Here is a 14,611-nt window from a genome sequence, read left to right as displayed (position 1 = left end):
CTGCTGTTAACCTCGCCCCATGCCGAGCCCGCAGCCGACCCCGCTGTGGGCCCCCGATTCCCCCGACCTCCTCATCCACGCCGACAACCTCACCGCGATGCGACGGATGCCCGACTCGAGCATGCGCATGGCCTACCTCGACCCGCCCTTCAACACGGGCCGCGCGCAGCTGCGCCGCACGACGAGCCACAGCCGCGCATCCGCCGCCGATGACGAGAGCACGCCCACCCCGACCGCCTGGCAGGGCTTCGGCGGCGAGTCCTACATCCGCACCGTCGAGGCGCTCTCGAGCTACGACGACCGCTTCGCCGACTACTGGGCCTTCCTCGCACCCCGACTGCAGGAGTCCCACCGCCTGCTCGACGACCGCGGAACCCTCTACCTGCACCTCGACTACCGCGAGGCGCACTACGCGAAGGTCGCGCTCGACGCCCTGTTCGGCCGCGACTGCTTCCTCAACGAGATCATCTGGGCCTACGACTACGGGGCGAAGAGCCGCAGCCGATGGCCGACGAAGCACGACACGATCCTCGTCTACGTGAAGGACCCGGAGCGGTACCTCTTCGACTCGACCGAGGTCGACCGCGAGCCGTACATGGCTCCGGGGCTCGTGACGCCCGAGAAGGCCGCGCGCGGCAAGCTGCCGACCGACGTCTGGTGGCACACGATCGTCGGCACGACGAGCCGCGAGAAGACCGGCTACCCGACGCAGAAGCCCGTCGGCATCCTGCGCCGCATGATCCAGGCGTCGACCGCGCCGGGCGACTGGGTGCTCGACCCCTTCGCCGGCAGCGGCACGACCGCGGCCGCCGCGCGCGCCCTCGGGCGCCGCAGCGTCAGCATCGATTCGGGCGCGGATGCCGTGGCCGTGATCGAGCGCCGCCTCGCGCTCACGGCGACGCGCCTCTGAATCGCGGCCGGGGCATCCGCCCCCTGACGGGGTCACCCCCGCTGACTAGGCTTGAGCGCATGCGAGACCGACGAGAGATCGAGTGCTGGCTCACCGACATGGACGGCGTGCTCGTCCACGAGAACACCGCGCTGCCGGGGGCCGCGGCGCTCATCCAGCAGTGGCGCGACGCCGGCACCCCCTTCCTGGTGCTCACGAACAACTCGATCTTCACCCCGCGCGACCTCGCGGCCCGCCTGCGCGCGAGCGGCATCGACGTGCCGGAGGAGGCGATCTGGACGAGCGCTCTCGCCACGGCCGACTTCTGCAAGAGCCAGATGCCCGGCGGCAGCGCGTTCGTCATCGGCGAGGCCGGCATCACGACGGCCCTTCACGAGGCGGGCTTCATCATGACCGAGACGAACCCCGACTACGTCGTCGTCGGCGAGACCCGCAACTACTCGTTCGAGGCGATCACGAAGGCGATCCGCCTCATCAACGGCGGCGCGCGCTTCATCGCCACGAACCCCGACGCGACCGGCCCGAGCGCCGACGGCCCGCTGCCGGCGACGGGCGCGATCTCGGCGCTCATCACGAAGGCGACGGGCCGCACCCCCTACGTGGTCGGCAAGCCGAACCCGATGATGTTCCGCTCGGCGATGAACCGCATCGGCGCCCACAGCGAGAACACGGGCATGATCGGCGACCGCATGGACACCGACATCATCGCCGGCATCGAGGCGGGCCTGCACACGGTGCTCGTCATGACCGGCATCGCCGACGAGCGCGAGATCGCGCGGTACCCGTTCCGACCGAGCGAGATCCTCGAGGGCGTGCACGAGCTCGTGAACCCCGAGCCGGTCGAGGCCGAGCTGTAGCCGGTCGCTCTCGCCGGTCGGCTGCACGCGCCCGGCTCAGCCGGTCGGCGCGACCGACCCGGTGATCGACTCGCCGGAGGAGCGCGTGACGAAGCAGAAGTAGTCGCGCTCCCCGGCCTCCCACGCCTCGGCCGAGACCGGGTAGGCGGCCTGCACCTGCAGGTCGGCGTACGCGCCCGCGGTCGCGAGGTCGAGGCCTGTCGGCGCTCCGCAGATGACGGGGACCTGCGACGCGATCGCCTCCTCTCCCGGGTACGCGGCGGCGGCGTCGGTCGACAGCGGCCCGCGGTAGGTCAGCTGCGCGGGGTGCGGCTCGGCGCAGTCGATGACCGTGAACTCGAGCTGCCACGGGTCGACGTACTCGGCGAGGCACTCGCCGCCGAAGAGCGCCGTCCACTCGTGCACGCCCGGCGCGGCGGGCGCCGTGGGTCGCGCGACGGGCGTCGGCGTCGGGGTCGGCGTGGGGGTGGGCGTGACGACGGTCGGCTCGGGGGTCGGCTCGGCGGCGGGCGCGGCCCCCCATTCGGCGATGCGCGTGCCGAGCAGGAAGAGCCCGATGAGCGCGAGCACGGCCGCGAGCGCCCCCGCGACGATGACGAGGATGCCCGGCCGGCGCGGCGCTTCGGCGCGCGCCCGCGCGCGGCGGCTCTCGATCGCGGCTCCGGCCTCCGCGGCGAGCGCCTGCGTGCGCGGGTCGGGCTCATCGGCGACGGCGAGCGCCTCCGTCGGCACGTCGACAGCGTCGATCGCCTCGGTCGGCACGTCGACGGAGTCGAGCGCCTGCGTCTCGAGGTCGTCGTCGCGCGCGCCCATGGCGGGTGGGGCCTACGCCAGCCCGAGGTCGGCGAGCCCGATCGCGGCGCGGTACTCGTAGCCCGCATCCTCGATGATCTGCTGCGCGCCGGTCGCGCGGTCGACGACGACCGCGACGGCGACGACGATCGCGCCGACCTTCTCCAGAGCGCGAGCGGCGGTGAGCGGCGAGCCCCCCGTCGTGGAGGTGTCCTCCAGCACGATCACGCGCTTGCCCTCGAGGTCGGGGCCCTCGACCTGCTTGCCGCGCCCGTGGTCCTTGGGCTCCTTGCGCACGACGAAGGCGTCGTAAGTCCTCCCGAGAGCGGCGCCCTGGTGCAGCACGGCCGAGGCGATCGGGTCGGCGCCCATCGTGAGCCCGCCGACGGCGGCGATGTCGGGGATGTCCGCGATGAGGTCGACCATGACGCGGCCGATGAGCGGGGCGACGCGGTGGTCGAGGCTGACCTTGCGCAGGTCGATGTAGTAGCTGGCCTTCTTGCCGCTCGTGAGCGTGAAGTCGCCGTGGAAGACGGCCTCGTCGCGGATGTACTGGATGAGCTGCTCGCGCGCGTCGGTCACGCCCGCCAGCCTACCGAGCGCATCCGATCGACCGTGGCCGAGCATCCGCCCCGGCCGGTCAGCGACGCCGAATACGCTTGCCCCATGCGCATCGCCACCTGGAACGTCAACTCGATCCGCACCCGTCACGGCCGCGTCGTCGACTGGCTCGTGAACGCCGACATCGACGTGCTGGCGATGCAGGAGATCAAGTGCAAGGACGAGCAGTTCCCGCGCGATGGCTTCGAGGCCGCCGGCTACGAGGTGGTGACGTGGGGCCTCAACCAGTGGAACGGCGTCGCGATCGCGAGCCGCCTGCCGATCACCGACGTCGAGGTCGGCTTCCGCGGGCAGCCCGGCTTCGCGAAGGGCCATGAGGGGCCGGATGCCCCGCTCGAGGCCCGAGCGCTCGGCGCGACGATCGACGGGGTCCGCGTCTGGAGCCTCTACGTTCCCAACGGCCGCGGCCTCGACGACCCGCACTACGACTACAAGCTGCGCTGGCTCGCCGCGCTCGCCGACGACGCGCAGGCGTGGATGGCGGCGAACCCCGGCGCGCCGATGGCGCTCACGGGCGACTTCAACGTCGCGCCGACGGACGCCGACATGGGTGACCCGAGCTTCGTCCCGGGCGTCTCGACCCACATCTCGCCGCGCGAGCGCGAGGCCTTCGCCCACTTCGAGGCGATCGGGCTCACCGACGTCGTGCGGCCCATCCAGCCGGAGGGCTTCACCTTCTGGGACTACAAGCAGCTGCGGTTCCCGCGGAACGAGGGAATGCGCATCGACTTCATCCTCGGCACCCCGGACTTCGCCGATCGGGTGGTGGATGCCCGGATCGAGCGCGAGCAGCGCAAGGGCGACGCCCCGAGCGATCATGTCCCCGTGCTCGTCGAGCTCGCGAGCGACGAGGACGACGACGACCGCCCGATGATCTTCTGACAGGGGCGCGGAGTCGCACGAAGCGGCCCCGGTAGGCTCGGGCCCCATGGGAATCGACGACTGGGCCATCGCCATCATGGAGTCGCTCGGCGTCGTCGGCGCCGGGCTCCTCGTGGCGATCGAGAGCCTGTTCCCGCCGATCCCGAGCGAGATCATCCTTCCGCTCGCGGGCTTCACCGCCAGCCGCGGGTCGTTCTCGCTCGTCGGCGCGATCATCGCCACGACGGCCGGCTCGCTCATCGGCGCCCTGGGCCTCTACTACCTGGGGCGGTTCGTGGGCGTCGCTCGCCTGCGGCGCTGGGCCGACAAGGTGCCGCTCATGAGCGCGGACGACGTCGACAAGTCGATGATCTGGTTCGGAAAGCACGACAAGGTCGCCGTGCTCACCGGGCGCTTCGTGCCGATCGTCCGCAGCCTCGTGTCGATCCCTGCCGGGGTCGAGCGCATGCACCTCGGGCTCTTCCTGCTGCTGACCCTCATCGGCTCGGGCATCTGGAACTCGCTCTTCATCATCCTGGGCTTCGTCCTCGGCGAGAACTGGACGGTCGTCGAGGCGTTCATGGCGCAGTACTCCCGCCTCATCCTCGTGATCGCGGTGCTCGCGCTCGCGGTCGTCATCGTGCTGCGCATCCGTCGCCAGCGCCGCGCGCACCAGGCCGGCGACCCCTCAGCCGACATCTGACGCCGCGCCCCCGTCAGCGCGGGGCGAGCAGCGCCGCGACGACGACGAGCGCGGGCACGGAGAGCGCCGTCGTGATGAGCACGGCGTCGCGCGCCACGACCGTCGCCCGGTCGAAGCGCTGCGCGTACTGGAATACGTTCTGACCGGCCGGGAGGGCCGCGAGGGTCACGACGGTGAAGAGGTCGGCTCCGTCGAGCCGGAGGACGAACGCGCCGATCAGCCAGGCGGCGATGGGCATCACGACGATCTTGAGAGTCGTCGCGAGGAGGACGTCCCTCCGGCCCGTCCCCGCGGCGAGGATGCGCTCGCCCGTCAGCGAGAGGCCGAGCACGAAGAGCACGACGGGCACGGCCGCCCCTCCCAGGAGCCGGAAGGGCTCCATGACGGGGCCGGGCAGCTCGACATCCGTCACGGCGAGAAGCAGTCCGAGCGCCGAGCCGATGATGAGCGGGTTGCGCACGGGCTGCGTCAGGATCCGCCCGACGGACACGCGCCCGCTCGTCGAGACGTCGAGGATCGTCAGCGCGATCGGGGCGATGACGATGAGCTGCAGCAGGATGACCGGCGCCGACAGCGAGGGATCCCCCAGTACGTACGCCGCGAGCGGCAGACCGATGTTGTTGGCGTTGGTGTAGCTCGACGCGAGCGCGCCGATCGTGGATTCCGCCGCCCCTCGCCGCCAGACCAGCCGCGCCACGAGCGCGAACCCCAGCAGGCAGATCGCCGCGGCCGCGGCCGAGACGATCAGGAGCCGCGAGAACAGCTGCTCGACGTCGGCGTCGGCGAGCACGGTGAACAGCAGCGCGGGAGTGAACACGAAGAACGCCGCCCGCCCCAGAACGGTCGCCGCGTCGGGGCCGAGCACGCCGAGGCGCCCGGTGAGCCAGCCGACAGCCACGATCGCCCCGATGATCGCGAACCCCGTGAGCACTCCGACCATGCATCCAGTCTCCCGGATGCCCGACGAGCGCCCGCGCGCGCGCGATCCGCGCCGTCCACCGTCTCCATTCGCAACCATGCTGCTTCCGATGGCCGCCCCGTGACGTTTTCGTGCGCCGGGCGCAATCAAAACCGAAGGAATTCCGCATACGCTCGAAGGGCATCCCGCCCCGCTTCCCGGCGACTCTCCAGGGTGCCCCCGCGACCGACCGAAGGAGGACTCATGACCGACACCGCACGCACCGTCGCGCCCGTCATCGGAGAGCCCGAGGTCGTCGAGGACGCCCGACCCGCGACCGCCGTGATCGACGGGCCCGCCCCCATCGCCGCCGAGATCGTCGCCGACCCGCAGTGGGCGGCTCTCAAGGCCGCCGCCGAGGCGATCCGCCCGCACCAGGTGAAGGACGGCTCGATCCCCGACGAGTCGGTGCACGCCGAGGCGGCCCACCACGTCGGCGTCATCGTCGAGTCGCTGCGGCACTTCGCCCCGCGCATCCCGTACGACACCGACTACCTCCTCGCGGCCGCCCGCGACTTCGAGGCCTGGCGCGACGGCGGCTTCGCGGTTCCCGACTTCTACGACGCGCTCGACGCGTTCCGGCCGGCCGATCAGCGCCGCGACGGCGTCGCGCACCTCGTGGTCTTCCCGATGTACACGCAGAACGGCTCGACCGACCGCCTCGTCGAGGCCGTCGTGTTCGAGGTCATCTGGCCCGACTTCATCGCCGAGCTCGAGGCCGGCGAGTACGGCAACGCGCTGTACCTCGGCCTGCGTTTCGCCGACTTCACCCCCGGCTACGACACGAACTCGGCCGTGCTCTTCCCCGAGTCGGTCGCCGTCACGCCGCGCGTGCCGGCCGGAGCCCCCGAGGGCACGCCCGCGCAGCTTCCGGTCTTCACGTGGGGCGCGATCTTCGCTGACCGCGAGGCCGCGCGCTACCGCCGCGTCGTCCGCGCCGCCGCCGAGATCACGAAGCTCGACCTGCCCGAGGGCGCGAGGCGCATGCTCGACGACCAGGAGCTCACCGAGCGCACCTTCGTGATGTGGGACATGATCCACGACCGCGCCCACATGCGCGGCGACCTGCCCTTCGACCCGTTCATGATCAAGCAGCGCATGCCGTTCTTCCTCTACACGCTCGAGGAGCTGCGCTGCGACCTCACCGCCTTCCGCGAGGCCGTGCGCCTGCGGCGCGACGATGCGACGGATGCCGTCACGCGCGAGCACGCCCAGCTGGTGCAGTACGCGGTCATCTTCGATCGAATCTTCCGCTTCTCGATCACGGGCACCCGCACCCGCAACTACGACGGCGTCGGCGGCCAGCTGCTGTTCGCCTGGATGCACCAGAAGGGCGTGCTGCACTGGACGGACACGCAGCTCGCGATCGACTGGGACGCCGTGCCCGACGTCGTCGTCGCCCTGAGCGACGCGATCAACGAGCTCTACTGGTCCTCGATCGNCCCCGCCTCGCAGTGGGCGGCCGGGCTCCCGCGCGCGGTGCTCGAGGGCCCGCTCAAGGGCTGGACCGACCTCGTGATGGACGACGAGTTCCCGCTGTCGATGTTCTTCGAGGCCCTGCAGAAGAAGATGGCCCTCGTCATCGAGTCGACCGCGGGCATCACCGGGGCGACCGACGCCGCCGCGACCGACGCGGCATGAGCGGGGCGGCATGAGCGGGGCGGCTAGCCTCGACGGCATGACCGACCCCGCCGCCGACACCGCCGCCGCCCACGACCGCACGGTCGTCGTCGCCGGAGCGGGCGGCGCCGCGGGCCGCGAGGTCTGCGCCGCGCTCACCGCGGCGGGCGCCTACGTCGTCGCCGTGAGCTCGCGCCCCGACACGATCGAGGAGATCGCGGCCGCCGAGACGCACGCTCTCGATCTCTCCGACGCGGATGCCGTGGCCGAGTGGGCGGCGGCGCTCCGCACCCGGCGCCCCTCCATCGACGGCCTCATCCACCTCGTCGGCGGGTGGCGGGCCGGGGCCTCCGACGCGGACTGGGAGTGGCTCGAGAGGCGCGTGCTGACGACCTTGCGGGTGACCTCGCGCGAGCTGCGCGACGACCTCAGCGCGTCGAGCGCGGGGCGTCTCGCGATCGTGAGCAGCGCATCCGTCGCCGCACCCCGCTGGGGCATGGTGAACTACGTCACCCTCAAGACGGCCGCCGAGACGTGGGTGCAGGCGCTCGCGAACGGCTGGCGCGTGAAGGGCACCCCGACGGCCGCCGTCACGTTCGTCGTCGAGTCGCTCGACGGCGAGGGCGTCGTCGACGCGCTCGCGCAGTCGGTCGCCGCGCTGTGGGACCTCCCGCACGAAAAGCTCAACGGCGTCGTCGCAACGCTCGGCGACGACGCGGCCGTCGAGTAGACGGCCGGGATCCGTCGCGCGACGGATGCCGAGCGGTGCTCGACCCGACTACGGTGCTGACGTGAGCGCCATGGAACTCGACGCCGACGGGCACTGGATGCGCCCGGGCCCCGGTCGCGACGGCATGCGCGCCGACGGCCTGCTCGCGGTCACGATCGCGATCGGGGCCACGTTCGCGATCGTCCTGTACGCCTCGGCCGGCTTCTTCGACGAGCCGCCCGTGCCGTGGCACGCGGCCCTCATGGTGCTCGGGGTGTCGGGCCCGCTCGTCTGGCGGCGCACGCATCCGATCACCGTCACGATCGTGATCTCGCTCGTGTACTTCCTCGGGATCCTCAACGAGGTGCCCGAGGTGCTGTTCAGCAACATCGCGCTCTTCTCGGCGATGTACTCGATCGGCGCGTGGGGGCGCAATCGGCGTGCGGCGCGCATCAGCCGCATCATCATCGTCATCGCGATGTTCATCTGGCTGTTCTGGAGCGTCACGCAGGCCGCGTTCGACACGAGCCTCGTCCCCGAGGACTCGGGTGTCGGGCTCGTCGCGCCGGGCGTCGCGTTCGGCCTCATCACGCTCATCACGAACGTTCTGTACTTCGCGGGGGCGTGGGCGTTCGGCGACCGCGCGTGGGAGGCCGCGCGCGAGCGAGCCGTGCTGCGGGCCCGCACCGACGAGCTCGCCCGCGAGCGAGAACTCACCGCATCGCAGGCCGTCGCCCTCGACCGCGTCCGCATCGCGCGCGAGCTGCACGACGTCGTCGCGCACCACGTCTCGGTCATGGGCATCCAGGCGGGGGCCGCGCGACGCGCGCTCGGCGCGGGCGGCCCCGACGCGGAGGAGCTCGCGACGACCGCCCTCGGTGCGATCGAGCAGTCGGCGCGTGACGCCGTCGACGAGCTGCACCGGCTGGTCTCGACGCTCCGCGGGGCGGACGGACCCGCGGGCGAGCCCGGCGACGGCCCGAGCACGCGCGGCGTCGCCCACCTCGAATCGCTCGCGGAGGACGTCCGGGCGGCGGGCCGCACCGCGCGCTTCCAGTCGATCGGCGAGCCCCGGCACCTCTCGCCGCTCGTCGACACGACCCTCTACCGCGTGGCGCAGGAGGCCGTGACGAACAGCCTCAAGCACGCGGGCGCGAGCGCCACGATCGAGGTGCGGGTGCGGTACTCCGACGACGCGGTCGAGCTCGAGGTCGCCGACACGGGAATCGGCGAGCGCCGCGCCCCGACTGCGCCGAGCCCCACGGGTGCGCCGGGCGGTCTCGGCCAGCTCGGCATGCGCGAGCGGGTGGCGGCCGTCGGCGGCTCGCTCGAGGCCGGCGCGCGCAGCCGCGGCGGCTACCTCGTGCGGGCCCGCGTGCCGCTCGTCGTCGCCGAGGCCGCGCCGTGAGCCCGACGCCACCGGCCGCGATCCGCGTCCTCCTCGTCGACGATCAGGACCTCGTGCGCGCGGGCTTCCGCGTGATCCTCCAGTCCGAACCCGGCATCGAGGTCGTCGGCGAGGCGCGCGACGGTGCCGAGGCGGTCGCGCTCGCGCGCGAGCTGCGGCCCGATGTCATCTGCATGGACGTGCAGATGCCGGGCGTCGACGGCCTCGAGGCGACCCGGCGCATCCGCGCCCTCGAGGCGGATGCCCCGGCGGGGTCGGCGGCGCACCCCGGCGTGCTGGTCCTCACGACGTTCGATCGCGACGACTACCTGTTCGCGGCGCTCGAGGCGGGCGCGAGCGGGTTCCTGCTCAAGACCGCGAGCCCCGAGAAGCTCGTCGAGGCCGTGCAGGTGATCGCCGCGGGCGACGCGCTGCTCGCCGCCGACGTGACGCGGCGGGTCATCGAGCGCGCGGCGGGCGCGGCCGACGGGCTCGCTGTCGAGCGGCCAGCCGACCCGCGGCTCTCCGAGCTCACCGAGCGCGAGACCGAGGTCCTCGGGCTGCTCGCTCGCGGGCTCAGCAATGCCGAGATCGCCGCCGCGCTGTGGCTCGGCGAGGCGACCGTGAAGACCCACGTGTCGAAGATCCTGCTGAAGCTCGAGCTGCGCGACCGCGTGCACGCGGTCGTCTTCGCGTACGAGAACGGCGTCGCCGTCCCCGGCGGCGACGGCTGACCGGCGCTCCCTCCCCCGCGGGGATGACGCGCACCGCCGGCGGACCCGCCTCGCGGCGGATGCCGCGGATCGCTCGACTTCGTAGTGTGAACGACGACGGAAGGGGCATCCATGCTCGAGATCAGAGGCGCGACCAAGCGCTTCGGCGACCGCACCGTGCTCGACGACGTGACCTTCGGCGTCGGCGCCGGCCGACTCACCGGCTTCGTCGGCGGCAACGGCGCCGGCAAGACGACGACCATGCGGATCCTGCTCGGCGTGCTCGATGCCGACGCCGGCGAGGTGCTCGTCGACGGCCGGCCGATCACCGCCGACGACCGCCGCGGCTTCGGCTACATGCCCGAGGAGCGCGGCCTGTACCCGAAGATGCGCGTCCACGAGCAGCTCGTCTACCTCGCCCGGCTGCGCGGCATGCGCAACGCGGATGCGAGCGATGCGGCCGACGACCTCATCGACCGGCTCGAGCTGTCGGAGCGACGCGACGAGCCCATCGAGAAGCTCTCGCTCGGCAATCAGCAGCGCGCTCAGATCGCCGCGGCCCTCGTGCACGATCCCAGCGTCCTCGTGCTCGACGAGCCCTTCTCCGGGCTCGACCCGATGGCGGTCGAGACCGTGCTCGGAGTGCTCGCCGAGCGCGCCGCGCGCGGCGTGCCTGTGCTGTTCTCGAGCCACCAGCTCGACCTCGTCGAGCGGCTGTGCGACGACGTCGTCGTGATCTCCGAGGGGCGCATCCGCGCGGCGGGCACGCGCGACGAGCTGCGCTCTCGCGGCGCCGGCCGGCAGTGGGAGCTTCAGGTCGGCGACGACGCCGGGTGGGTGCGCTCCCTCCCGGAGGTCGCCGTCATCGAGTTCGACGGCGACTACGTGCTGTTCGAGGCCGACCCCGCTGCGGCGCAGTCGGTGCTGCGCCTCGCCTCCGAGCGCGGCGCCGTCGAGCGGTTCGCCCCGCGCCGCCCCACCCTGACCGAGATCTTCCGAGAGGTCGTGCAGTGATGTCGTTCTCCTCCTCCACCGCATCGGGCGCCCGCCGCCCGGGCGACGCGCTCGCCGCACCGAGCCTGCGCGCATCCGTCGCCCTCATCGCCGGTCGCGAGATCACCTCCCGCGTGCGCTCGAAGTGGTTCCTCATCTCCACGGTGATCCTCCTGCTGTTCGTCGTCGCGGGGATCGTGGGCTCGCACCTCTTCTCGTCATCGCTCGGCGACACGAGAGTGGCCGCCGTGGGGGCCGCCGCCGACCTGCTCGAGGACGCGCCCGGCCTCGAGATCGAGAGCTCGACGAGCGCGGAGGCGGCCGAGCGGCTCGTTCGCGACGGCGACGTCGAGGCGGCGGTCGTCCCGCTCCAGGACGCGGAGCCCGGGGCCCCGGCGTTCGAGGTCATCGCGCTCTCCGACGCTCCGGGAGCGCTCGTTCAGGCGCTCTCCATCGCGCCGGACGTCCGCCTGCTCGACCCGTCACCGGTCGACCAGGGCATCGGCTTCATCGTGGCGTTCGCCTTCGGCATCATCTTCTTCACGGCCGCGATCACGTTCGGCGGCACCGTCGCCCAGAGCGTCGTGGAGGAGAAGCAGACGCGCATCGTCGAGATCCTGCTGACGGCCGTCCCCGCGAAGGCGCTCCTCGCCGGCAAGGTCATCGGCAGCTCGGTGCTCGCGCTCGGGCAGATCCTGCTCATCGCGGTCGCCGCGGGGCTGTCGCTCATGCTCACCGGTCAGGACGTCCTGCTCGCCGACCTCGGCCCCGCCGCGGTCTGGTTCCTCGGCTTCTTCGCGATCGGCTTCGTGCTGCTCGCGGCGATGTTCGCGGCCTCGGCGGCGCTCGTCTCGCGCTTGGAGGACGTGGGCACGGTCATCCAGCCCGTCACCTGGCTCGTGATGCTGCCGTACTTCCTCATCATCTTCTTCAACGACAACGAGGCGGTGCTGACGGTCATGTCCTACGTGCCGTTCTCGTCGCCGGTCGGGATGCCCGTCCGCATCTTCCTCGAGCAGGCCCAGTGGTGGGAGCCCCTCGTGGCACTCGTGCTCCTCGCGGGCACCGCGGTGGTCATCGTGCAGCTGGGGGCGCGGATGTACCGCAACTCGCTCCTGCGCACGGGAGCGCGGGTGCGACTCGCGGAGGCGCTGCGCGGCTGATCGGCGGCGACCGTGCGCCGGGCATCCGCCTGGAAGAATGAGCACGTGACCCGACTCCACGACACGACCTACCGAGGCTTCGCGAGCGACAACTACGCGGGCGTCCACCCCGAGGTTCTGCAGGCGATCGCCGACGCGAACGAAGGCCACCAGATCTCGTACGGGGAGGACCAGTACACCGAGCGCCTCGCCGACGTCGTTCGGCAGGAGTTCGGCGAGCAGGCCGAGGTCTTCCCCGTCTTCAACGGCACGGGCGCGAACGTGCTCGCGCTCACCGCCCTCATGCCCCGCTGGGGCGCCGTGATCGCGAGCGGCACCGCCCACATCCACACCGACGAGGGCGGCGCGCCCGAGCGCGTGAGCGGGCTCAAGCTCTTCACCGTGCCGACCCCCGACGGCAGGCTCACCCCCGAGCTCGTCGCGACGGAGGCGTTCGGCTGGGGCGACGAGCACCGCGCCCAGCCGCTCGCCGTGAGCATCACCAACACGACCGAGCTCGGCACGCTCTACACGCCCGACGAGGTGCGCGCGCTCGCCGACCACGCCCACGAGCACGGCATGGCCCTGCACCTCGACGGCGCGCGGGTCTGGAACGCGGCGGCCGCACTCGGCACCTCCCTGCGCGCCTTCACCGCCGACGCAGGCGTCGACATCCTCTCGCTCGGCGGCACCAAGAACGGGCTCCTCGGCGCGGAGGCGATCGTCGTGCTCGACCCCGCGCGCGTGGACGGGCTCACCTACCTGCGCAAGATGAACATGCAGCTCGCGAGCAAGATGCGCTTCCTCTCCGCCCAGCTGATCACGCTGTTCGAGGGCGGGCTCGGCATCCGCTCGGCCGCGCACGCGAACGCGATGGCCGCGCGCCTCCGGGCGGGCCTCGAGCGGATGCTCGCCGACGGCTCGGTGCCCGCCGACTCGCTCGGCTTCAGCCAGGCGACCGAGGCGAATGCCGTGTTCGCGGTGCTCGACAACGCCGTGGCCGACCGGATCCGGGAGCGCGTCCGGTTCTACGACTGGGATCGCGCGCGCGGCGAGGTGCGCTGGATGTGCGCCTTCGACACGACCGAGGACGACATCGACCGCTTCCTCGCGGTCGTGCGCGAGGAGCTCACGCGCTAGCGGCTCACTATTCGCGCTGGCGCAGTACGAACTGAGCCATGTGCGGAACGGTGAACGCCACCAGCCCGCGATCGGGAGAGTAGATGATGCCCTTCTCGATCAAGCTCTGACGGGATGGACTGAGCCGAGACGGGGGAACTCCCATCCGCTCGGCGACGACGGCGCTCCGGACCGGCGCATCTCCGCTCTCGCTCATCGCTCGCAGATAGTCACGCTCCGACCGCGTCGCGCGTTCCCATCGCGCCGGGAAGAAGCCCATGTCCAGCTCGGCGGTGCCGGCAACGATCGCGTCGGCAGCATCGGCCTCGGTAATGAGACGGTCACTAGCGATATCCCACACTGCCTGCCCGTATGTCTGCAAAAAGTACGGATAGCCCCCGGCAGCCGTCACGATCATCGCGAGAGCGCGTTCATCGAAGTGCACTCCCCGTGCCTCCGCAGGCTCCACGAGGGCCGCGATGGACGCGTCATCGTCGAGCGCCGCGATCGCGCGGTAGCTGAACAGCCTTTCCGCGTACGACTTGCTCGCGCTGAGGACCGCGGGGAGCGATGGCAGCCCGGCACCGATGACGTAGAACGGCCAACCTCGTTGACCGGCTCGGTGCTGAACGGCGAGAAGCGCAGAGAGCAGCTCTGGATCGAGGTCCTGCATTTCGTCGACGAAGATCGCGAAGGCGCTCGCCGCCTTGCTCAGAGCAGGGGCGAGATCTTCGACGAGCTCTTCGAGATCGACATCGAGACGCCCGGAGTCAGCTCTCCCAGTTGCTGCGGGGACGTCGAATTGCAGTGTGGGGCCGGCGAGGGAGATCCCAAATGACTTGACAGTGCCCAGCGCAGACGACACCGCTCCGGATACTAGCTTCCTCCGCTGCAGCTTTCGTGCCGACAGCACCAGTGAACGCGCGAGCCGCTGCCTCACCGCCTCCCGGCCGCTCGCTTCTGTTCGTCCTTCAATTTCGACAATGAACCAGTCCGCTCGTTCAGCCTGATCTCGAAAAGAGTTCAGCAACACGGTCTTGCCTACTCCTCGAAGGCCGTGGAGCACGAGACCCCGAGTGGGTCGTTGTCCCCTGGTCCGCGCTACGAGCAGATCGAATGCGTCGATTTCCGCTTGCCTTCCGACGAGAGCAGGCGGGCGCAAGCCGGAACCGGGAGAGAAGGGATTGAGCGCAGATTCCATCTAACTGAATATAGCAATGTCTATG

Annotated in this window: 15 protein-coding genes and 1 pseudogene; 12 read left to right on the top strand and 4 right to left on the bottom strand. The window is 71.4% G+C overall.

Features of this window, described 5'->3' with window-relative positions; translation table 11 throughout:
- The first annotated feature begins 19 nt into the window (after positions 1-19).
- Positions 20-910, top strand: a complete 891-nt coding sequence (locus ASG83_RS05315; RefSeq protein ID WP_055857860.1) for a site-specific DNA-methyltransferase — start codon at positions 20-22, stop codon at positions 908-910.
- Between the two features lie 59 nt (positions 911-969).
- Positions 970-1,767, top strand: coding sequence for an HAD-IIA family hydrolase (locus tag ASG83_RS05310; protein ID WP_055857858.1), 798 nt, complete (start codon positions 970-972; stop codon positions 1,765-1,767).
- Positions 1,768-1,803: 36 nt separating this feature from the next.
- Here ASG83_RS05310 and ASG83_RS05305 read toward each other — a convergent pair whose 3' ends face one another.
- A complete protein-coding gene (locus ASG83_RS05305) occupies positions 1,804-2,580 on the bottom strand; it encodes a septum formation family protein (protein WP_055857856.1) in 777 nt (258 codons plus the stop codon).
- A 12-nt stretch (positions 2,581-2,592) separates the two neighbouring features.
- Positions 2,593-3,141 (bottom strand): orotate phosphoribosyltransferase, encoded by a 549-nt coding sequence (gene pyrE / locus ASG83_RS05300; protein ID WP_055857854.1) that lies wholly within the window; start codon positions 3,139-3,141, stop codon positions 2,593-2,595.
- Positions 3,142-3,225: 84 nt separating this feature from the next.
- Here pyrE and ASG83_RS05295 point away from each other — a divergent pair, with 84 nt between their 5' ends.
- Positions 3,226-4,062, top strand: a complete 837-nt coding sequence (locus ASG83_RS05295; protein ID WP_055857853.1) for an exodeoxyribonuclease III — start codon at positions 3,226-3,228, stop codon at positions 4,060-4,062.
- A gap of 46 nt (positions 4,063-4,108) precedes the next feature.
- Complete coding sequence (locus tag ASG83_RS05290) at positions 4,109-4,744, top strand: DedA family protein (RefSeq protein WP_055857850.1); 636 nt, start codon at positions 4,109-4,111, stop codon at positions 4,742-4,744.
- 13 nt (positions 4,745-4,757) lie between these two features.
- On the opposite strand, the gene ASG83_RS05285 is transcribed toward ASG83_RS05290, so the two are convergent.
- Positions 4,758-5,684 carry an AEC family transporter gene (locus ASG83_RS05285; RefSeq protein WP_055857848.1) on the bottom strand — a complete coding sequence of 309 codons (927 nt, stop codon included), beginning with the start codon at positions 5,682-5,684 and terminating at the stop codon, positions 4,758-4,760.
- A 222-nt stretch (positions 5,685-5,906) separates the two neighbouring features.
- On the opposite strand from ASG83_RS05285, the pseudogene ASG83_RS05280 reads away from it, so the two are divergent.
- The 8 genes and pseudogenes from ASG83_RS05280 to ASG83_RS05250 form a co-directional block, all read left to right on the top strand.
- A pseudogene (locus tag ASG83_RS05280) lies at positions 5,907-7,143 on the top strand (DUF6421 family protein); the annotation flags it as partial.
- Between the two features lies 1 nt (position 7,144).
- Positions 7,145-7,343, top strand: a 199-nt coding sequence (locus ASG83_RS13150; RefSeq protein WP_235460034.1) for a DUF6421 family protein, incomplete at its 5' end; no start/stop codon positions are given.
- 37 nt (positions 7,344-7,380) lie between these two features.
- Positions 7,381-8,052 carry an SDR family NAD(P)-dependent oxidoreductase gene (locus ASG83_RS05275; RefSeq protein ID WP_055857844.1) on the top strand — a complete coding sequence of 224 codons (672 nt, stop codon included), beginning with the start codon at positions 7,381-7,383 and terminating at the stop codon, positions 8,050-8,052.
- 70 nt (positions 8,053-8,122) lie between these two features.
- Complete coding sequence (locus ASG83_RS05270; protein ID WP_055859352.1) at positions 8,123-9,439, top strand: sensor histidine kinase; 1,317 nt, start codon at positions 8,123-8,125, stop codon at positions 9,437-9,439.
- Positions 9,436-10,152, top strand: a complete 717-nt coding sequence (locus tag ASG83_RS05265) for a response regulator transcription factor (protein WP_055857842.1) — start codon at positions 9,436-9,438, stop codon at positions 10,150-10,152. The genes ASG83_RS05270 and ASG83_RS05265 overlap by 4 nt, the downstream gene beginning before the upstream one ends.
- Positions 10,153-10,263: 111 nt before the next feature.
- A complete protein-coding gene (locus tag ASG83_RS05260; protein ID WP_055857840.1) occupies positions 10,264-11,145 on the top strand; it encodes an ABC transporter ATP-binding protein in 882 nt (293 codons plus the stop codon).
- The gene (locus ASG83_RS05255) at positions 11,145-12,287 is read left to right on the top strand and encodes an ABC transporter permease (RefSeq protein ID WP_055859349.1); all 1,143 of its coding nucleotides are present in this window, start codon (positions 11,145-11,147) and stop codon (positions 12,285-12,287) included. Before ASG83_RS05260 ends, ASG83_RS05255 begins: the two co-directional genes overlap by 1 nt.
- A gap of 45 nt (positions 12,288-12,332) precedes the next feature.
- On the top strand, positions 12,333-13,406 hold the full coding sequence (locus tag ASG83_RS05250) for a low specificity L-threonine aldolase (protein ID WP_055857838.1): 1,074 nt from the start codon (positions 12,333-12,335) through the stop codon (positions 13,404-13,406).
- A gap of 7 nt (positions 13,407-13,413) precedes the next feature.
- On the opposite strand, the gene ASG83_RS05245 is transcribed toward ASG83_RS05250, so the two are convergent.
- Positions 13,414-14,586 carry an AAA family ATPase gene (locus ASG83_RS05245; protein WP_055857835.1) on the bottom strand — a complete coding sequence of 391 codons (1,173 nt, stop codon included), beginning with the start codon at positions 14,584-14,586 and terminating at the stop codon, positions 13,414-13,416.
- Positions 14,587-14,611: the final 25 nt, after the last annotated feature.

The organism is Yonghaparkia sp. Soil809 (assembly GCF_001429705.1).
Lineage (GTDB): Bacteria > Actinomycetota > Actinomycetes > Actinomycetales > Microbacteriaceae > Microcella.
Note: the sequence above shows the minus strand (reverse complement) of the source record. Positions and strands in the feature narration are given on the sequence as shown.